Origin of the sequence: Kitasatospora sp. NPDC048365 (assembly GCF_043200835.1) — a bacterium.
Lineage (GTDB): Bacteria > Actinomycetota > Actinomycetes > Streptomycetales > Streptomycetaceae > Kitasatospora > Kitasatospora terrestris.
In genome coordinates this window covers 1-19,538 of the sequence record NZ_JBICYJ010000022.1, presented here as the reverse complement: position 1 = coordinate 19,538, position 19,538 = coordinate 1, and the positions used below count along the sequence as shown (strand labels likewise).

Sequence of the window (19,538 nt, the reverse complement as noted above, 5' to 3'; positions counted from 1 at the left end):
TTCGGCCGGGAGATCGGAACTTCCATGTCGGAGTCGAACACCCCGTCGCGGCACCCCGGGCCGGCCAAGCCCCGGACGATCTCCGTCCGGGCCACCGCGCTGCTCGGCTTCGTCCTGGTCGCGGAGGCCGCGTTCTGCCTCGCGGTGCTGATCTCGATCTGGGCGCCGCTCACCGACCTCACCTCGCCGCAGGCGCCGAAGGCCGTCACCTGGTGGCCGCTGGGCCTCGGCCCGGTCCGGCTGACCGCCAACACCGCGCTGCTGGTCGTGGTGGTGGCCACCAGCGGCCTCGGCAGCTTCGTGCACGCGGCCACCTCCTTCGCCACCTACGCCGGCAAGCACAGCCTGGTGCGCAGCTGGGTGCCCTGGTACCTGCTGCGCTCGGGGATCGGCGCGGCGCTCGCGGTGATGGTCTACTTCCTGCTGCGCGGCGGCCTGTTCGCGGGCGGCACCGAGGGCAACGCCACCAATCCGTACGGCTTCGCCGGGGTCGCCGGCCTGTGCGGCCTGTTTTCCAAGCAGGCCACCGACAAGCTGCGCGAGGTCTTCGACACCATCCTGGCCACCCACGACGAGCCCGACCCCAAGGACCGCCGGAGCGGCGAGCACCCGCCCGCCGCTCCGGTGGCCCCCACACCCTGAGGGCAGCCCTAGCAGGACAGGTTGCCCCCGGTCGGCACGCCCAGGATCGCGGCGAAGTTCTGGTAGGCGTTGATCCGGCTCTGCACCTGGGCGGGGTTGCCGCCGTTGCACTCGATCGAGCCGTTGATGGAGCGGATGGTCTCGCCGAAGCCCGCGCCGTTGACCATCGCGTTGTGCGGGGTCATGGTGCCGGGGCCGTTCTGGGTCATCCAGTACCAGATGCCGGTCTTCCAGGCGACAGCCGCGTCGGTCTGCACCAGGTTGGGGTTGTTGAGCAGGTTGATGCCGAGCGCGTCGCCGGCGGCCTTGTAGTTGAAGTTCCAGCTGAGCTGGATCGGGCCGCGCCCGTAGTAGGCGGCCTGGCCGGCCGGGCACCCGTACGGCTGTGAAGTATCGCAGTAGTGCGGGTAGTTGGCGGTGTTCTGCTCGACGATGTAGACCAGTCCACCGGTCTCGTGGTTGACGTTGGCGAGGAAGGCGGCGGCCTCCTGCTTCTTCACCGTGTCGCTGCCGGTCTTGGCGAAGCCCGGGTAGGCGCTGAGCGCGGCGGTCAGGCCGGAGTAGGTGTAGAAGGAGTTCCGGTTCGGGAACATCTGGTTGAACTGGGCCTCGGAGACCACGAATCCGCCGGGGTTCGGCGGGGTGGAGGTGGAGCCGCCGCTGCAGCTGTACGGGTCCCAGTACCAGGTGGAGATGACCGGGTCGTAGCCCGGGTTGTCGTGCTCGGCGATGTACAGGTTGCCGTCGGTGTAGCGGACCACGGTGCCGGTGGTGTAGTTCTGGCCGGCCTTCCACGCGGGGTAGGTGCAGTTGCCGGTCGGCGTGGGGGTGGAACCGCCGCCGCAGGTGCCCTGGTCGGCCCAGACACCGGAGCCGCCGGTGGACGGCGTCTCGCCCTGGGTCCACCACTTGGCCTGCCAGTTGTGGCCGTTGTACGAGGCGCTCATGCCGCCGGTGTAGACGGTGGCGGCCGCGTAGGGGGTCGCGCAGCTCGCCGCGTAGGCGGGGGAGGCGAGCGGGGTGAGCGCGGCGAGCCCGGCGGCGGCGGCCGCCGAGGCGAGCATCGCGATGATCCGGCGCTTGGACATGTGCCACTCCTTGTGGGGGATCGAGTGGGGGTGTCACGCACTCAAGCGCTTTGGTCCAGACCTGTCAAGAGGTCTGGACCATAACGGTGTTGACGGTCCGTCGCTACATGTGCGCGATGCCGCCGCCGGCCGCCATCGCGGCGGCGATCCGGCGGTTGTTCTCCCGCCACTCCTCCTCCGGCAGCCGCGGCAGCATCTCCTCCCACAGCGGCAGCAGCGATCCGCGCAGCTGCACCTGGCCGGCCGGGCGGGCGAGCAGCCACAGGTGGAGGTGGGCCGCGCCGTCGCCCCAGCGGTTGATGTGCACCCGGGCGACGTCGTCCAGCGAGCGGACCGCGCGCTCCACCCGCTGGAGCACCGGGCCGATCTCGGCGGCCCGTTCGGCCGGCAGCTCGGCCAGGTCGACGTGGGCCCGCGGTTCGAGCAGCAGCATCGCGGGGATGCCGGGCGCCTCGGCGACGCTGGTGAGCCGCCAGTTCTCGTCGGTCCACAGGTAGGACGCGTCCTCGCGGGCGCAGGCGGAGCAGCTCCCGGCGCCGTCCTCGCCGTGCCGGGGCGGCTCGGGCAGCACGGCGGACTCCAGGACGCGGCCGGTCGGCTCCCCCTCGTACGGGAAGATGTCCCAGCTCACGGCGCCGTCCTTCGGGACGACGAGGCGCTCGCCGATCGGCAGGCGCGCACGGTACGGACTCGGGGTGGTGGCTCCGTCGGATTCGATCATGTGCGCGAGCCTGTCAGATGACGACGCGTCGGCGCATGCGAATACCGATCGCCTGCGATCATCGACGCCATGGCCACCTCCGACGCCGCCGGCCGTACCGCCGACCTGGCCCGCGCGCTGCGCTCGACCGTCCGCGGCGAGGTCCGCTTCGGGACGGCCGAGCGCGCGGTGTACAGCCAGGACGCCTCCAACTACCGCCAGGTGCCGCGCGGCGTGGTCAAGCCCGCCGACCCGGACGACGTCCGGGCCGCGGTGGCCCTGTGCCGCGAGTACGGGGTGCCGGTGGTGCCGCGCGGCGCCGGCACCAGCATCGGCGGGCAGGCGATCGGCCCCGGCGCCGTGGTGCTGGACTTCCGCCGCCACCTGAACCGCGTCCTCGCCGTCGACCCCGGCACCCGCACCGCCCGGGTCGAGCCCGGCGCCGTCCTGGACGACCTGCAGGCCGCCGCCCGCCCGTACGGGCTGCGCTTCGGCCCCGACCCGTCCACGCACAGCCGCTGCACCCTCGGCGGCATGATCGGCAACAACGCCTGCGGCGCCCACTCGGTCGCCTGGGGCCGCACCTCGGACCACCTGCGCTCGCTCGACCTGCTGCTCGCCGACGGCACCGAGCTCACCGTCGGCGGCCCGCTCACCCCGGCCGAGCGCGACCGGCTCGCCGCCCGGCCCGGCCGCACCGGCGAACTCCACCGCGCCCTGCAGTCCCTGGCCGCCGACCACCTGGCGCTGCTGCGCCGCGCCATGCCCGCCCTGCCCCGCCGCGGCTCCGGCTACGCGCTGGACGCGCTGCTGCCCGAGCACGGCCACGACCTGGCGCGGGCGCTCGCCGGGTCGGAGGGCAGCTGCGCGGTGCTGCTGGGCGCCACCGTCGGCCTGGTCGACTCCCCCGCCGCCCGGGCCCTGGTGGTCGCCGGGTACCCGGACGAGGCGGCCGCCGCCGACGCGCTGCCCGACCTGCTGCCGTTCGGGCCGCTCACCGCCGAGGGGATGGCCGCCGACCTGCTCGCCGCCCTCGCCGCGGCGGGCCGCCGCCCGGCCGTCCTCGACCGGCTGCCGGACGGCGCCTGCTGGCTCTTCCTGGAGACCGGCGGGGCGGACGCCGCCGAGGCCGCGGACCGGGCCCGCGCCCTGGCCGCCGCCGTCCGCCGCACCCCGCGGGCCACCGTCACCGTGCTGGACGACCCCGGGGAGCAGCGCCGGCTGTGGGCCGTGCGGGAGGCGGCCGCCGGGATCGTCACCCGGCTGCCCGACCCGGCCGTGCCCGGCGGCGTCCCGGCCTGGCCCGGCTGGGAGGACTCGGCGGTCCCCGTCGAGCGGCTCGGCGACTACCTGCGGGCGCTGCGCGGGCTGCTGGCCCGGCACGGCCTGCGCGGCGTCCCGTTCGGGCACTTCGGGGAGGGCTGCGTCCACCTGCGGCTGGACTTCCCGCTCGCCGAACGGCCGCAGAGCTTCCGGGAGTTCATGGAGCAGGCGGCCGACCTGGTGGTGGCGCACGGCGGCTCGCTCTCCGGCGAGCACGGCGACGGGCAGGCCCGTTCCGAGCTGCTGTCCCGGATGTACCCGCCGGAGGTCCTGGAGCTGTTCGGCCGGTTCAAGCGGATCTGGGACCCGGAGAACCTGCTCAACCCCGGTGTCCTGGTCGACCCGCGCCCGCTCGACGCCGACCTGCGGGTCGCCGGCCGCTTCCGCGCGCTGCCGCTCGCCCTGCCGTACGAGCGCGACGGCGGCAGCCTGCTGAACGCGGTGCACCGCTGCGTCGGCGTCGCCAAGTGCGTGGACACCGCGAGCGGCGTGATGTGCCCCAGCTACATGGCGACCGGCGAGGAGCGGCACTCCACCCGCGGCCGGGCCCGGCTGCTGGCCGAGATGCTGCGCGGGGAGCTGGTCACCGACGGCTGGCGCTCGGCGGAGGTCCGGGAGGCGCTCGACCTGTGCCTGGGCTGCAAGGGCTGCGCGAGCGAGTGCCCGGTCCAGGTCGACCTGGCCACCTACAAGGCGGAGTTCCTGCACCAGCACTACCGGTGGCGGCCGCGCCCGCGCTCGCACCTGGCGCTCGGCTGGCTGCCGCTCTGGCTGCGCGGCGCCGCGCTGGCCCCGGGCCTGTTCAACGCCCTCGCGCGGCACCGCGGCTCGGCGACGGTGCTGCGCTGGGCGGCCGGCATCGACCCGCGCCGCTCGCTGCCGGCGCTGCCGCCGGAGACCTTCGGACGCTGGTTCCGCCGCTACCGCGCCGCCCACCCCGAACCGGCCGGCGCCACCCCGGTGCTGCTCTGGCCGGACTCGATGGCCGACCTGCTCGACCCGGCGCCCGCGCGGGCCGCCGTGCTGGCGCTGGAACGCCTCGGCTTCGCGGTACGGCTGCCGGCCGGCCGGGTCTGCTGCGGCCTCACCCTGGTCTCCACCGGCCAACTCTCGCTCGCCCGCCGGGTGATGCGCCGCAGCCTGGCCAACCTGCCGCCCGACCTGCCGCCCGACCTGCCGGTGGTCGGCCTGGAGCCCAGCTGCACCGCCACCCTGCGCGAGGAGTGGCCGCGGCTGATCGGCGAGCACCGGCTGCCCACCCGGGTGCGGACCTTCGCCGAGCTCCTGGACGAGCACCGGGTGGACCTCCCCCGCCTGGAGGGGGCCGCGCTCACCCAGGTCCACTGCCACCAGCACGCGGTGCTCGGCACCGACGCCGACCGCCGGGTGGCCGAGCGCCTCGGCCTCGCCAACACCGTCCTGGACTCCGGCTGTTGCGGCCTGGCCGGCAACTTCGGGATGGAGCGCGGCCACTACGAGGTGTCGGTGGCCGCCGCCGAACGGGTGCTGCTGCCCGCCGTCCGCGCGGCGGCTCCGGACACCCTGGTGCTCGCCGACGGGCTCAGCTGCCGCACCCAGATCAACGACCTGGCCCCGGGCCACCGCCCGCTGCACCTGGCCGAAGTGGTCCTCCGGGCGCTCGGGATCAACTGAATCGTGGGCGAATTGGTGAAACATGTCACCACTTCGCACCGTGCCGGTGGGCAGCTCGGACGTGTAGGTTCCTGCGTCCAAGGGGAGGCGCTCACCACGCGTCAGTCCCCGCGCAGATCCCCCCGTCAACAGCTCCTCCGACGAGAGAGACACGAGAGATGTCTGCACACGACCCTACGGACCACCCACCGCAGCGCCTCGGCGTCGTCGCCGAGTCGACCGCCGGTGAGACCCGCGTGGCCGCCACCCCGGCGACCGTCCGCGGGCTGCTCGCGCTCGGCTACGAGGTCGTGGTCGAGTCCGGAGCGGGTTCCGCCTCGGGTTTCACCGACGCGGCGTACGTCGAGGCCGGCGCGGGGATCGGTGACGCCTGGGCCGCCGACGTCGTGATCAAGGTCAACGCCCCGAGCACCGGCGAGATCGCCCGGCTGCAGGACGGCGCCACCCTGGTCGGCCTGCTGTCCCCCGCGCTCCGCCCGGACCTGCTGGAGGCCCTGTCGGCCCGTCCGGTGACCGCGCTGGCGCTGGACGCGGTGCCCCGGATCTCGCGCGCCCAGTCGATGGACGTGCTCAGCTCGATGGCGAACATCGCCGGCTACCGGGCGGTGATCGAGGCCGCACACGTCTTCGGACGCTTCTTCACCGGCCAGGTCACCGCCGCCGGCAAGGTCCCGCCCGCGAAGGTCCTGGTGGCCGGCGCGGGTGTGGCGGGCCTCGCCGCGATCGGCGCCGCGTCCAGCCTGGGCGCGATCGTCCGGGCCACCGACCCGCGGCCCGAGGTCGCCGACCAGGTGAAGTCGCTCGGCGGCGAGTACCTGCCGGTGAACGTCACCCAGGAGGCCAGCACCGACGGGTACGCCAAGGCCACCTCCGCCGACTACGACCGCGCCGCCGCCGAGCTCTACAGCGAGCAGGCCAGGGACGTGGACATCGTCGTCACCACCGCGCTGATCCCGGGCCGGCCCGCGCCGCGCCTGATCACCGCCGAGGACGTGGCGGCGATGAAGCCGGGCAGCGTGATCGTCGACATGGCGGCCGCCCAGGGCGGCAACGTCGCGGGCACCGTCGCGGGCCGCACCGTGGTCACCGACAACGGCGTGACCATCATCGGCTACACCGACCTGGCCTCCCGGCTGCCCGCCCAGGCCTCGCAGCTGTTCGGCACCAACCTGGTCAACCTGCTGAAGCTGGTCACGCCCGGCAAGGACGGCCGGCTCACCCTCGACTTCGAGGACGTGGTGCAGCGGGCGGTGACCGTGGTCCGCGAGGGCGAGACCACCTGGCCGCCGCCGGCCGTGTCGGTCTCGGCCGCCCCGGCCGCCCAGCCCGCCGCCGCGCCGGTCGCCGCCGCGCCCGCGCCGTCCCGGCCGACCCCGGCCGTCCGGTACGGCCTGATCGGCGCCGGCATGCTGGCGATGTTCCTGCTGGTCGCCTTCGCCCCGGCCCAACTGGCCGCCAACTTCACGGTGTTCGCGCTGGCCGTGGTGATCGGCTACTACGTGATCGGCAAGGTCCACCACGCGCTGCACACCCCGCTGATGTCGGTGACCAACGCGATCTCCGGAATCGTGATCATCGGCGCGCTGCTGCAGATCGGGCACGAGAGCACGCTGGTCACCGTACTGGCGTTCGTCGCGATCCTGCTGACCAGCGTGAACATCTTCGGCGGCTTCGCCGTCACCCGCCGCATGCTGAACATGTTCTCGAAAGGCTGAGCCACGATGACATCCACGACGGCCTCCCACGCCGCCGACCTGGTCGCGGCCCTGCTGTTCATCCTCAGCCTGGCCGGACTCTCCCAGCACCGCACCTCCCGCGCCGGCGTCGTCTACGGCATCGCCGGCATGGCCCTCGCCCTGGTCGCCACCGTGGTGCTGGCCGCGCAGTCGATCTCGGCCGGCGCGGTCGCGCTGATCCTGATCGCGATGGCGATCGGCGCCGTGCTCGGCATCTGGCGGGCCCGCAAGGTCGAGATGACCGAGATGCCCGAGCTGATCGCCGTGCTGCACAGCTTCGTCGGCCTGGCCGCGGTGCTGGTCGGCTGGAACAGCTACCTGGAGGTGGAGGCGCACGGCGCCGCGCAGACCGCGGTCGGCGCCGACCTGCTGTCCATCCACCACGCCGAGGTGTTCATCGGCATCTTCATCGGCGCGGTCACCTTCACCGGCTCGATCGTCGCCTTCCTGAAGCTGTCCGCCCGGATCGCCTCCCGGCCGCTGGTCCTGCCCGGCAAGAACCTGCTCAACCTGGGCGCGCTCGGCGCCTTCGTCGCCCTGACCGTCTGGTTCACCGTCAGCCCGAACCTCGGCCTGATGATCGCGGTCACCGTGCTCGCCCTGCTGCTCGGCTGGCACCTGGTCGCCTCGATCGGCGGCGGCGACATGCCGGTCGTCGTCTCGATGCTCAACAGCTACTCCGGCTGGGCAGCGGCGGCGGCGGGCTTCCTGCTCGACAACAACCTGCTGATCGTCACCGGCGCCCTGGTCGGCTCCTCCGGTGCGTACCTCTCGTACATCATGTGCAAGGCGATGAACCGCTCCTTCATCTCCGTCATCGCCGGCGGCTTCGGCATCGAGGCGCCGTCCGGCGGCGACGAGGAGCAGGGCGAGCACCGCGAGATCCGCGCCCAGGAGACCGCCGAACTCCTCTCCCAGGCCACCTCGGTGGTGATCACCCCCGGCTACGGCATGGCGGTGGCGCAGGCCCAGCACCCGGTCGCCGAGCTCACCCGCCGGCTGCGCGAGCGCGGCGTCGAGGTCCGCTTCGGCGTCCACCCGGTGGCCGGCCGGCTGCCCGGGCACATGAACGTGCTGCTCGCCGAGGCCAAGGTGCCGTACGACATCGTCCTGGAGATGGACGAGATCAACGACGACTTCTCCGACACCACCGTGGTGCTGGTCATCGGTGCCAACGACACCGTCAACCCGGCCGCCACCGAGGACCCGACCAGCCCGATCGCCGGCATGCCGGTGCTGAAGGTGTGGGAGGCGGAGCACGTGGTCGTGTTCAAGCGCTCGATGGCCTCCGGCTACGCGGGCGTGCAGAACCCGCTGTTCTTCCGGGAGAACAGCAGCATGCTGTTCGGCGACGCCAAGCAGAGCGTGGAGGACATCCTGCGCGCCCTCGACGCCGGCGCCCCCGACGAGGCGGCCGGCCGCAGGCCGACCGCGGTCGGCCGCTGAGAACGAGCACCACGGAGGCCGGGCGGAGCATCCGCCCGGCCTCCGGGCCGTTCAGCCCTGGATCCGCCGCCAGGGCTGCTCCGTCTCCAGGGCGTAGGCGAGTTCCAGCAGCGTCCGCTCCTGGCCGTGCCCGGCCGAGAGGTGGACGCCCAGCGGCAGTCCGGCCTCCGTCACCCCGGTCGGCAGGGCGATGCCCGGACCGCCGGAGACGTTGTTGACCGGCGTGAACGCGACGTAGTCCTGCAGCCGCCGCAGCAGCTCCTCGAACGGCACGTTCGGGCTGAGGTGGCCCAGCTCCGGCGTGGTGTGCGCCAGGGCCGGCGACAGGATCGCGTCGTACGTCCGGAACAGCCCGGCGTACTCGGCCTCCACCGCCCGCAGTCGGCGCAGCACGCCCGGGATCCGCGCCCACTCACGGGTGAAGATGCCGCGCAGGCCCAGCGTCAGCCCGTCCAGCTCCTTGGCGCGGAAGCCGCGGTCCAGCAGCAGCCGGCCACTGGCCGCGATGACGAACGCGATGTAGCCCCAGTACAGCGTGAAGTCCCGCTGGAACTCGGCGCCGAACGGCAGCACCACCGGGTCGATCGTGTGGCCGAGCGCCTCCAGCCGGGCGGCCACCTGCTCAACCTCGGCCCGGGTCTCCGCGTCACTGGCCACCACCGGGGAGTCCAGCACCAGGCCGATCTTCCGCAGCTTGTCGCCCGGCCCCTGGACCAGGCCCAGCGGCGGCAACGAGGTGTTGCGGTGGTGGAGTTCGGCGGCGGCCAGGAAGGCCGCCGTGTCGCGCACCGAGCGGGTCAGCACCCCGTCCGTCACCAGGTCAATCGGCAGCCGGCGGCCGTCCTCGTTGAGCACCAGCCGGCCGCGCGTCGGCTTCAGGCCGACCAGCCCGCAGGCCGCGGCCGGGATCCGGATCGACCCGCCGCCGTCGTTGGCGTGCGCGATCGGCACCACCCCGGCGGCGACCAGCGCCGCCGAACCGCCGGACGACGCGCCCGCCGAGTGGCCGGTGCTCCACGGGTTGCGCACCGGGTCGGCCGCCGCGTACTCGGTGGAGGCGTTCAGCCCGAACTCCGGCAGCCGGGTCTTGCCCAGCACCTGCAGACCGGTGGACAGGAACTGGTCGGCGAACCCCGCCGTCCGGCGGGCCGGCCCGGCCCGGAACGCCGCCGAGCCCTGGTTGGTCGGCAGGCCGCGCAGGTTCACGTTGTCCTTGAGGAAGCTCGGCACGCCGTACAGCGGCGCATCGCGCTGCGCCGCCAGCCGGGGCGCGTGGTACGCGGCGTGCGCCACCGGGTTGAGCGCGCCGTCCACCGACTGCGCCCGCCGGGCCGCCGCCGCCGCCAGCTCCGCCGGGCCGACCTCGCCCTTGCGGACCAGCTCCGCCAGCGCCACCGCGTCGTGCTCCCCGAGCGCGTCGTCCCCGAACGCGTGCACCCGCTCCGCCGCCATCCGGCCCCCCTTGTCGCTACCAGTCGGTAATACCGCACAGTTGGCTGGAGTGTAGGCCGCCCCGGCTCCGACCCGGAACCCCCACGCCGTTCGCCGACCGCTGACGCCCCGTCGACCTCGGCCGAACGGGGTCCGACAGCGCGGGCCCGGCCCTACCATCCCCCCATGGCGACTCTCAGCACCGTCGAGGCGGACAAGATCCTGGCCGACAACTTCGCGCCCTGGGTGCAGGCCCTCGGCCTCACCGTCACCGAGACCGGGGAGCGGCACGCCGTACTGCGGCTGCCCTGGTCCGACCAACTCGCCCGGGAGGGCGGCGGCATGTCCGGGCAGGCGCTGATGGCCGCGGCCGACACCGCGACCGTGGTGGCGATCTCCGCGGCCCGCGGCGGCTTCGGCCCGATGACCACCATCCAGCAGTCCACCACCTTCCAGCGCGCCGTGGTCGGCACCGACGTCCTGGTCACCGCCCGGGTCACCAAGCTCGGCCGGCGGCTCGGCTTCATCGAGGTGACGCTGTGCGCCGAGGGCGAGGAGGAGCCGGCCGCGCACGCCACCACCGTGTACGCCTTCCCGGGCTGAGGTCCGCGCCCGGTTGAGGTCTGCGCCCGGGCCGAGGTCCACGCCTCCCCGGGCCGCACACCCGCGAACCGGCGCCGTCCAACCCCTGTTCGCCGTCCCTACCGCGCAGTAGCCTCGCCGGGCCGAACCACCCACCGGCCGGCCCGACCTGGAGGCTGCATGCGCACCGCCCTGCCCACCCGCCGCCCCGCCCGCGCCCTGCTCGCCGCCGCGCTCTGCGCGCTGACCATCGGGGCGGCCGCCACCCCCGCCGCCGCCGACTCCGCCGCCTCGGCCCGCAACCACCCCGCCGAGTACTACCTGGCGCTCGGCGACTCGCTCGCCGCCGGCTACCAGTCCCTGCCGGGCGGCGGCCACGTGGTGGGCCGCGGCTACGCCCAGGACCTGGCCCGCACCCTGGAGGGCCGCGCACACGCCGCGGGCCGCCCGTTCTCCTTCACCGACCTGGGCTGCCCCGGCGAGACCTCCGGCTCGATGGCGGACGGCGGCTGCCGCTACCCCCACCCCTGGTCGGGCTCCCAACTCGCCAACGCCGTGTCGTACTTGAAGGCGCACCGCAAGGACCGGGTGGTGGTCACCCTGGACATCGGCGCCAACGACGTGGACGGCTGCGCGAGTGGCGGCAGCCTCGACCTGCCGTGCGCGCTGAACGGCATCGCCACCGTCCGCCGCAACCTCGACCGGATCCTCGGCGAGCTGCGGGACGCCGCCGGACCGCACACCCGGATCGTCGGCATGAACCTCTACGACCCGTTCCTAGCCGCCTGGTTGACCGGCGACCAGGGCAAGGCGCTGGCCGCCCTCTCGGTCCCGCTCGCCGACGCGCTGAACGGCGTCATCGAGCAGGTCGACGCCGCGCACCGGGTGCCGACCGCCGACGTGGCGGGAGCGTTCGACACCAACGCCTTCCTGCCGATGGTCCCGCTCGGCGGGCAGCTGGTGCCGCTCAACGTCGCCCGGGTGCTGCAGTGGACCAACATGGCGCGCGGCGACATCCACGCCAACGACGCCGGCTACCAGGTGATCGCCGACGCCTTCCTCGCCGAACTCTGAGCCGCCCCGAGCTCTGCGCCCTCGACCCCGACGGGCCGTGCGCCCCGGAGGGTTCCGCGCGCGGGTGTGGGCGCCGGCCTCTCCAGCCGGCGCCCACCCGCTCGGGGCCCGATCGCGCTACTCCGCGCAGATCGCCGTCACGAACTCCGCCACCCGCTCCTGCGGCAGGTGCCGGGTGATGTCCGCCTCGCTGATCATCCCCACCAGCTTGTGGTCGGGGTGGTTGATCACCGGCAGCCGCCGGACCAGGTGCTGCTCCATGATCCGCAGGACCTGCTCGGCGTCCTCGTCCTCCTCGACCACCATCGGGCGTCCGACCGCCAGGTCGACCGCCAGGACGGTGCTCGGGTCGCGGCCCTCTGCCACGCACTTGAGGACGATGTCCCGGTCGGTGAGGATCCCCAGCAGCTTCTGGTTCTCCCCGCAGATGGGCAGCGCGCCCACGTCGCGCTCCCGCATGATCCGTGCCGCATCGGCCAGCGTCTGCTGGTCTCCGATGCACTCGGCCCCCGCGTGCATGATCTCTCCGGCTGTGGTCATCTCGGGCCTCCCGCGTCCGTGGCCGATCGCCCCGCCATCTCCTCTCCATCCTCTGCCGCCGTGCCCGCACCCGCCACCGGGGCCCCGTCGACGGTCGCCCGGGCCGCCGGGGGCTCCAGCGGGTCGCGGGCCAGTACCTCGTCCAGGGCCGGGAGTTCGAGCTGCTCCATCTCGCGCTCCACCTCCTTGACCGCCTCGACCGGCGACTTCCCGTTGCGGTCGGTCGCGCTCTCCAGGAAACGCAGCAGCTCCACCGGGAACGGCAGGACCAGGGTCGAGTTCTTCTCCGCCGCGACCTCCACCACCGTCTGCAGCAGCCGCAGTTGGAGTGCCGCCGGGGTCGCGCTCATGATCGCCGCCGCCTCCGAGAGCCGCGCCGACGCCTGGAACTCGCCGTCCGCGGTGATGATCCGGGCCCGCCGCTCCCGGTCCGCCTCGGCCTGCCGGGCCATCGAGCGCTTCATCGACTCGGGCAGCGCCACGTCCTTGATCTCCACCCGGTCGATCTCGACCCCCCAGCCGAGCGCCGGCGAGTCCAGCATGACCTCCAGCCCCTGGTTGATCGGCTCGCGGTTGGCCAGCAGGTCGTCCAGCTCGCTCTTGCCGATGATCGACCGCAGCGAGGTCTGCGCCACCTGCGACATCGCGAAGTTGTAGTCCTGCACGTTGACGATCGCCTTCACCGGGTCGACCACCCGGAAGTACACCACCGCGTCGACCCGGACCGTCACGTTGTCCCGGGTGATGCCCTCCTGCGCCGGGATCGGCATCGTGGCGATCTGGACGTTCACCTTCCGTATCCGGTCAGCCACCGGCACGAGCCACGCCAGCCCCGGACCCCGCACCTCGTCCCGCACCCGGCCGAACCGGAACACCACCCCGCGCTGGAACTGCTGCACCATCCGGACGCTCAGCCCGGCGCAGACGGCCAGCACCACCAGCAACGCCACCAACGCGTCAACAACGATCATCGCCGTCACCTCGGACCCGACGGAACCCCGGACCCCACGTCCACGCTACTCCGCGCGTACCCGGTCGCCGTGCGTCCTACCATCGGCGCCATGGAGCACCCGCCCGTGGTCGACCCCGCCCCCGCCGCCGAGGCCGCCCGCACCCTCGCCGAGCTCGACGAGCAGGTGGTCCACTGCCGGGCCTGCCCCCGCCTGGTCGCCTGGCGCGAGGAGGCCGCCCGCACCAAGCGCCGCGCCTACCTGGACCAGGAGTACTGGGCCCGCCCGATCCCCGGCTTCGGCCCCGCCGACGCCCCGCTCGCCCTGGTCGGCCTCGCCCCCGCCGCCCACGGCGGCAACCGCACCGGCCGCATCTTCACCGGCGACCCCTCCGGCGACCTGCTGTACGCCACCCTCCACCGGCTCGGCCTCGCCAACCAGCCGCACTCCACCTGGCGCGACGACGGCCTGCGGCTGCACGGCGTGCGGATCACCGACCCGGTGCGCTGCTGCCCGCCCGACAACAAGCCCACCCCCGGGGAGCGCGACACCTGCCGGCCCTGGATCGTCCGCGAGCTGCTGCTGATGCGCCCCACCCTGCGCGCCGTCGTCGCCCTCGGCGGCTTCGCCTGGCAGGCCCTGCTCCCCGCCCTGGCCGCCGCCGGCTGGCAGCTGCCCCGCCCCCGTCCCGCCTTCACCCACGGCGCCCACGCCGTCCTCCCCGCCACCGACGGCGGCCCGCCCCTCCACCTGTACGGCTGCTTCCACGTCAGCCCCCGCAACACCTACACCGGCCGCCTCACCCCCGCCATGCTCGCCGACCTCCTCGCCGAGGCCGCCACCACCGCCGGCCTCCGCTGACCGCCACCACCGCCGGCCTCCGCCGACCGGCACTCCCCCGGGGCCCGGCAGGTCAGCGCAGCTTCGGCGGCCGGTGCCCCGCCTCCCGCCACACCTCCGGGAGCTGTTCGCGGACCAGATGCATCTCACCCAGCTGGAGTCCGTACAGCGCCCCGTACCCGAAGCCGCCGTCCGAGAGCGTGCGGACGGCGCGGGCGGCGACGGCCGCATCCTGGTGCCGGCCGAGCAGGTCCTGCAAGGTCTTCATCCGCGCGGTGAACCCGGCGGCCGGCTCGCCGACCGCCTCCCCCGCGTAGCGGGCCCGCTTCGCGGCCTTCCGCGCCTCGTGCAGGGCGCCCTCGGTCGCCCCGTCGGGCCCGGCGGCCAGCGCGGCCTCCACCCGGGCCGCGGTCCGGCGCCACTCGCGGCGCAGCACCCGGGTCGCCTCCGGCCCGGCCGGCTGCCGGGCGCGCTTCGACAGCCCCGGGTCCTCGGCGAGCTCGGCGAGCTCCCGGGTCAGGTCCCGCCACCGTTCGCCGCCCAGCTCGGCGAGCACCTGCGGGCGGCTGTCCACCGACTGCCGGGCGGACCACCGGGTGAGGTCGGCGAGCACGGCGTCCCGCCCGCCGTCCGCCGGCAGCTCCCGCGCCTGGGCGAGCAGCCGCTCCGCGAGCACCTCCCCGTCGCGCGCGCCGCCGAGCGCCGCGCCGACCTCGCGCAGCCGCTGGACCGTCGCGCCGCGGTCCCCGTCGAGCAGGTCGCGGTAGGAGCGCAGCGCGCTGCGCAGCCGGCGGGCGGCGACCCTCAGCTGGTGCACGGAGTCGGCCTCGTCGGCGCGGACGGCGGCCTCCAGGTCGAGGACACGCGCGGCCTGCTCCCGGATCCGCGCGGCCAGCAGCTCCCCCGCCGTCCCCCGCACTCTTCGCGCCAAGGCCGTCCACCTCCCGCCGTCTCCCAGCGTAGGCCCGGGCAACGGCACGCGACGGCACGCGACAGCGCGCGACCGGCCCGGCGCGCCGCCGGCCACGGCTTGCGGCCGGCTGCCTACGGTGTGCTGCATGAGCGATCCGGAGCAGAACAAGGCGACCGCGAAGGCCTTCTACCACCTGATGTTCAACGAGTGCCGGCCCGCCGAGGCGGTCGAGCGCTTCGTCGGTGACACCTACATCCAGCACAACCCGCACGTCGGCGACGGCAAGCAGGCGTTCGTCGCGTACTTCGAACGGATGGCGGCGGAGTATCCGGGCAAGCGGGTGGAGTTCCGGCGGGTGGTGGCGGAGGGCGACCTGGTGGTCCTGCACTGCCACCAGGTGTGGCCGACCGAGGAGTACGCGGGGATCGACATCTTCCGGTTCGACGCGGACGGCCGGATCGTCGAGCACTGGGACGTGCTGCAGGTGATCCCGGCCACCTCCGCGAACGGCAACTCGATGTTCTGACACGGCCTTCACACGCCCTCTGGCATACTCCAACACCATGACCGACAACCGTGCGACCAGGGCCCTGCGGGCCGCGGTGTTCACCGCGCTCGCCGTGCCGCTGGCCGCGCTGGGGCAGGTCGTGGTCACCGGGCGTGCGCTGTCGCTCACGCTGGTGGCGGTGGCGGGAGTCGCCGTCTTCGCGCTCGCGCTCGCGCTGGACTCCGCGCGGCACCGGTTCTGGCAGCTCGCCGCGATCCTGGTGCCGGTCGAGCTGGTGCTCAACACCGTGTTCAACCTCGGCCAGGACGCGTGCGCCAGCGCCGCGCAGACCCACGGCATGAACCTGCTGGTCTGCGGTGGCGACTCGCTCACCGACGGCTCGCCGCTGGCCGGCCTGACCGGCACCTCCACGGGTGCCCTCCAGGCCCTGGTGCTGGCGGTCCACCTGGCGCTCGCGCTGGCCGCCGCCGCCTGGCTGCGCCTGGGCCACGCCGCGCTGTCCGGCCTCGCCGACGCGCTCTCCGCACTCGCCGCGCTGCTGCCGTCCCCGTGGCGGTCGCTGCTGCTCGCGGTGCTCCCGGCCTGCCCGGCCGTCCTCCTCCCCCCGCCCGGCCACGCGGACTCCCCCGTCCGGCCGCAGGGCGTGGTCCCCTCCCCCGCTCCCCGGCGCGGTCCGCCGGCGCTGGCGCTCGCCGCCTGACACCGTCCGTCCCACGGACCTGTCGGCCGCGACGCCCTCCCAGCGCCCCCTTTCCCTTCACCGGTACGAGGCCGCGCCGCGCGCGCCCGTACGCCGAGGAGTCGACGGACCACCATGAGCAACAACACCAACACCGGCAACAACCGCCCGACCGCCCGCCAGCGCCTGCAGGAGGCGCAGCGCCGCGAGGCCAAGGCCGCCGCCGTCCGCCGCCGGGCGGTGATCGGCGTCAGCGTCCTCGCCGCCCTCGCGGTGGTGGGCGGCGCGACCGCGATCGCGATCTCCACCGCCGACAGCGGCAGCTCCACCGCCGCCTCGTCCGCCCCCGTGGTCACCCCCGCCAACACCTCCGGCCCGGACGGCACCGTGGTCGTCTACGGCAAGGCCGACGCCCCGCACACCCTCGCCGTGTACGAGGACTTCCGCTGCCCGGTCTGCCAGAAGCTGGAGGCCGGCGCCGGCCAGTCGATCACCCAGCTCGCCGACGACGGCACCTACAAGATCGAGTACCACTTGGCCGCCTTCCTCGACAGCAACCTGGGCGGCAAGGGCTCGCACACCGCGCTGGCCGCCGCCGGAGCGGCGCTCAACGAGGGCCCGGACAAGTTCAAGAAGTTCCACGACGTCCTCTACGCCAACCAGCCCGAGGAGCGCGAGGACGGCTTCGGCGACGTCAACCGGATCCTCGAACTCGCCGACCAGGTGCCCGGCCTGAAGACCGACGCCTTCACCAAGGCCGTCACCGAGGGCACCTACCTGCCCTGGGCCGACAAGGTCGCCGCCGCCTTCGACAAGAGCGGCGTCCGCGGCACCCCGACCGTCGTCCTCGACGGCAAGCAGCTCAACGTCTTCGGCCAGAACGGCAGCCCGCTGAGCGGCGACCAGTACACCGCGCTGATCCGCCAGACGGTCGGGGCCTGACCCATGACCGACAGAACCCCCGCCACGGACGGCGCCTCCGTTACTGACGGAACCCCCGTCGCGGCGCCCGTCGCGGCGCCCGTCGCCGCAAGCCGCCGCTTCGGCTGGCTGCTGTTGATCGGCGGCCTGCTCGGCCTGGCCGCGTCCGCCGTCCTCACCGTCGACAAGATCCGGCTGCTGAAGGACCCGTCCTACTCGCCGTCCTGCAACATCAACCCGATCATCAGCTGCGGCTCGATCATGCGCACCGCGCAGGCCGAGGCGTTCGGCTTCCCCAACTCGCTGATCGGGCTCGCCGCGTTCGGCGCCGTCACCGCGATCGGCGCCGGCGTCCTCGCCGGCGCCGCCTACCGCCGCTGGTTCTGGCTCGGCCTCCAGGCCGGCACCACCCTCGGCCTCGGCTTCGTGCTGTGGCTGATCAACCAGGCCCTCTACGAGATCGGCGCACTCTGCCCGTACTGCATGGTCGTCTGGGCCGTGGTCTTCCCGCTCTTCTGGTACACCACCCTGCACAACCTCCGCACCGGCGTCATCCCCGCCCCCCGCTGGTGGCCCGCCGTCGCCCGCTGGCACTGGATCGCCCCCGCGCTCTGGTACCTGGGCATCGCCCTGCTGATCCTCAACCGCTTCTGGTACTACTGGCGCACCCTCCTCTGACCCAGCACGCAAAACGGCCCCCACCTGCGGTTTCGCAGATGGGGGCCGCCGGCGTGCTCACTCTGGGCCGTCTGGGACAGGAGGTGCATATGGAGCATCGGCCCGTGACTAAGATGCCGAGGCCAGGGACCAACTAGCCAGTGTGTGGTCCCGATCAGGGATACAACCTGGGCTCCGACGGCTTGACGCACTCCTTCGACATCTGCGTCTGCTGTTCAGCGAATTCGGCCACGAGGACGCCGCGAACGCAGGCGTGAGGGCCTCGCGAGACACATGGATCATGGCAGCCTTTCCTTGGCGCGAACCCGAGAGCGAACAGCCACCAAGCGCAACTGGGCGCACCTAGAGGCTGCCGCACGTGGGCTAAACAGCGGGGCATCAGGATCCGTGAGTACCTCTCATCCTCCATCGAGTCACGTGATCGCAGATCTGGCACTACTGGACTACGCCAGAGCCCTGAGCTCTGGGTGGCACTGGGGAGAGCCTAGATCGATGATGGAATCAAGCCTAATCTCTCCGAGGGGGTGGGGATTATGGAAACATTCCATCGCCGCGCAGGTTTGCCCGAAAATCCATCAGATGGAAACCCCGGAGAACCCGAAGAACCACGGACCGAAAGGTTGACTTTCCTTCGCCACAGGTCCGCGTGGCGCGCCCACGCGCTCGCACGTATTGACTATCTACGATCGCAGCTGGAGTTTGAGAGCCGCTGCGCCCACGACCGTCCTGAAATTGCACTAATAAACGGGGCAAAGGGACTGCTATCGGAGGCCGAGCGAGCCCTCAAGAGCATTTGGCCGTGGTCCTCTGCATCAGGTTGGGCGACCGAACGGGCATGGGCAAATATTCACGCTGCGGAAGTGACGCTCATGCAACTCGCCGACGATTCCAGTTTCGCGAGCCGCGGGTTGCATTTAAGCTCCTTGCTTTCATACGTGGAGCCCGAGAATGGCCAACGGCAGCGAGTGGCAAAGTTGTGTCGCAGGATAATGTCCGGAAAGGACCTGACCCCACAGGATCGCCAGGTTCTTCTCAGTTCCCTGCGGGAGGCCTATCGAAATCGCGACAAAGAATTTGCAAGAATGAGGAATATTAGAAACGCTCTTTTCATTTCAACAGCCCTCACCTCGTTAATGCTGGCACTATTTACGATCCTCCTATATTTCGAGTTAATACCCGCCGTCAATCTCTGCTTTACGGGAACCCTTGGCGAGGACATCTGCGCCTCCAGCCATAGCTTTACACCAAATTCCGCAGCCACCGACGTCCTAATAATTGAGATCTCCGGCGTGCTGGGTGCCGCAGTTACTGCAATTGCATCGCTGCACAGCATACGGCCAACCAGTGCGCCGTACAGAATTCAGCTCGCCTCGGCAACACTTAAGATTCCCGCGGGAGCCCTTTCTGCACTAGTGGGAATCATGCTCATCCGGGGCGAGTTCGTGCCTGGGCTGACAGATTTGGACACTTCTCCTCAAATACTCGCCTGGGCCGTAACCTTCGGCGCCGCTCAACATCTCGTGACTCGTATTGTCGATGCGCGCGCAAGGGAAGCGCTTCCCGCTTCTGAGCGCGAAGAGCGTCGGCATCTGAACAAGCGGGGCGGAAGCTGAGCGCCATGGGACGCATGCCCGCACCGCAACGGCGACGAGTTTGATCGCCGCCCCGAGAAGGTGTGGCCTGGTGAGTGAAATGAGCCTGCGCCGGATGGCCTTCATCTTTGGAAAGCGGGAGTGCAACCACTGAACGTCTTTCATCCTGTCCCGGCAGGGTGAAATGGCTGGTCAGGAGGGGTGGGGTAACAGGCGAGGCTCCTGGTCGTTGCGCTGGTGTT

At 72.6% G+C, this 19,538-nt stretch carries 18 protein-coding genes; 12 read left to right on the top strand and 6 right to left on the bottom strand.

All coding sequences use genetic code 11. The features are described from left to right. Positions 1-24 precede the first annotated feature (24 nt). The gene (locus ACGFX4_RS22475; protein WP_393077183.1) at positions 25-642 is read left to right on the top strand and encodes a hypothetical protein; all 618 of its coding nucleotides are present in this window, start codon (positions 25-27) and stop codon (positions 640-642) included. Positions 643-650: 8 nt separating this feature from the next. Here the strand turns inward: ACGFX4_RS22475 and ACGFX4_RS22470 are convergent, their stop codons facing one another. Both ACGFX4_RS22470 and ACGFX4_RS22465 read right to left on the bottom strand, forming a co-directional pair. After that, positions 651-1,730 (bottom strand): glycoside hydrolase family 19 protein, encoded by a 1,080-nt coding sequence (locus ACGFX4_RS22470; RefSeq protein ID WP_393077181.1) that lies wholly within the window; start codon positions 1,728-1,730, stop codon positions 651-653. A 103-nt stretch (positions 1,731-1,833) separates the two neighbouring features. Next, positions 1,834-2,451, bottom strand: coding sequence for a hypothetical protein (locus ACGFX4_RS22465; RefSeq protein ID WP_393077179.1), 618 nt, complete (start codon positions 2,449-2,451; stop codon positions 1,834-1,836). A 69-nt stretch (positions 2,452-2,520) separates the two neighbouring features. Here ACGFX4_RS22465 and ACGFX4_RS22460 point away from each other — a divergent pair, with 69 nt between their 5' ends. The 3 genes from ACGFX4_RS22460 (at position 2,521) to pntB (ending at position 8,588) form a co-directional block, all read left to right on the top strand. Beyond that, positions 2,521-5,406, top strand: coding sequence for an FAD-binding and (Fe-S)-binding domain-containing protein (locus ACGFX4_RS22460; protein WP_393077177.1), 2,886 nt, complete (start codon positions 2,521-2,523; stop codon positions 5,404-5,406). Between the two features lie 158 nt (positions 5,407-5,564). Beyond that, complete coding sequence (locus ACGFX4_RS22455) at positions 5,565-7,121, top strand: Re/Si-specific NAD(P)(+) transhydrogenase subunit alpha (protein ID WP_393077175.1); 1,557 nt, start codon at positions 5,565-5,567, stop codon at positions 7,119-7,121. A gap of 6 nt (positions 7,122-7,127) precedes the next feature. Continuing rightward, positions 7,128-8,588, top strand: a complete 1,461-nt coding sequence (gene pntB / locus ACGFX4_RS22450; RefSeq protein WP_393077172.1) for a Re/Si-specific NAD(P)(+) transhydrogenase subunit beta — start codon at positions 7,128-7,130, stop codon at positions 8,586-8,588. Between the two features lie 51 nt (positions 8,589-8,639). Here the strand turns inward: pntB and ACGFX4_RS22445 are convergent, their stop codons facing one another. After that, entirely contained in the window at positions 8,640-10,040 is a 1,401-nt protein-coding gene (locus ACGFX4_RS22445) for an amidase (RefSeq protein ID WP_393077169.1), read from the bottom strand. A 165-nt stretch (positions 10,041-10,205) separates the two neighbouring features. Here ACGFX4_RS22445 and ACGFX4_RS22440 point away from each other — a divergent pair, with 165 nt between their 5' ends. Both ACGFX4_RS22440 and ACGFX4_RS22435 read left to right on the top strand, forming a co-directional pair. Next, complete coding sequence (locus ACGFX4_RS22440) at positions 10,206-10,622, top strand: PaaI family thioesterase (RefSeq protein ID WP_345700452.1); 417 nt, start codon at positions 10,206-10,208, stop codon at positions 10,620-10,622. Between the two features lie 159 nt (positions 10,623-10,781). After that, entirely contained in the window at positions 10,782-11,675 is an 894-nt protein-coding gene (locus ACGFX4_RS22435) for an SGNH/GDSL hydrolase family protein (RefSeq protein WP_393077167.1), read from the top strand. 117 nt (positions 11,676-11,792) lie between these two features. On the opposite strand, the gene ACGFX4_RS22430 is transcribed toward ACGFX4_RS22435, so the two are convergent. Further along, on the bottom strand, positions 11,793-12,215 hold the full coding sequence (locus ACGFX4_RS22430) for a CBS domain-containing protein (RefSeq protein ID WP_393077164.1): 423 nt from the start codon (positions 12,213-12,215) through the stop codon (positions 11,793-11,795). Then, on the bottom strand, positions 12,212-13,186 hold the full coding sequence (locus ACGFX4_RS22425) for a slipin family protein (protein ID WP_393077161.1): 975 nt from the start codon (positions 13,184-13,186) through the stop codon (positions 12,212-12,214). The genes ACGFX4_RS22430 and ACGFX4_RS22425 overlap by 4 nt, the downstream gene beginning before the upstream one ends. A gap of 90 nt (positions 13,187-13,276) precedes the next feature. Here ACGFX4_RS22425 and ACGFX4_RS22420 point away from each other — a divergent pair, with 90 nt between their 5' ends. After that, positions 13,277-14,026 carry a uracil-DNA glycosylase gene (locus ACGFX4_RS22420; RefSeq protein ID WP_393077158.1) on the top strand — a complete coding sequence of 250 codons (750 nt, stop codon included), beginning with the start codon at positions 13,277-13,279 and terminating at the stop codon, positions 14,024-14,026. 52 nt (positions 14,027-14,078) lie between these two features. Here ACGFX4_RS22420 and ACGFX4_RS22415 read toward each other — a convergent pair whose 3' ends face one another. After that, entirely contained in the window at positions 14,079-14,936 is an 858-nt protein-coding gene (locus ACGFX4_RS22415; protein ID WP_393077155.1) for a CHAD domain-containing protein, read from the bottom strand. Between the two features lie 127 nt (positions 14,937-15,063). Between ACGFX4_RS22415 and ACGFX4_RS22410 the strand changes: the two genes are divergently transcribed. From ACGFX4_RS22410 to ACGFX4_RS22390, 5 genes are all read left to right on the top strand, one after another. Beyond that, a complete protein-coding gene (locus tag ACGFX4_RS22410; RefSeq protein WP_393077152.1) occupies positions 15,064-15,444 on the top strand; it encodes a nuclear transport factor 2 family protein in 381 nt (126 codons plus the stop codon). 37 nt (positions 15,445-15,481) lie between these two features. Then, complete coding sequence (locus ACGFX4_RS22405) at positions 15,482-16,126, top strand: hypothetical protein (protein WP_393077149.1); 645 nt, start codon at positions 15,482-15,484, stop codon at positions 16,124-16,126. Between the two features lie 114 nt (positions 16,127-16,240). Continuing rightward, positions 16,241-17,047 (top strand): DsbA family protein, encoded by an 807-nt coding sequence (locus ACGFX4_RS22400; protein ID WP_393077146.1) that lies wholly within the window; start codon positions 16,241-16,243, stop codon positions 17,045-17,047. Between the two features lie 3 nt (positions 17,048-17,050). Beyond that, complete coding sequence (locus ACGFX4_RS22395) at positions 17,051-17,704, top strand: vitamin K epoxide reductase family protein (protein ID WP_393077143.1); 654 nt, start codon at positions 17,051-17,053, stop codon at positions 17,702-17,704. 860 nt (positions 17,705-18,564) lie between these two features. Next, positions 18,565-19,317: a hypothetical protein gene (locus ACGFX4_RS22390; RefSeq protein ID WP_393077140.1), complete on the top strand. Its 753-nt coding sequence runs from the start codon at positions 18,565-18,567 to the stop codon at positions 19,315-19,317. The last annotated feature ends 221 nt before the right edge of the window (positions 19,318-19,538 follow it).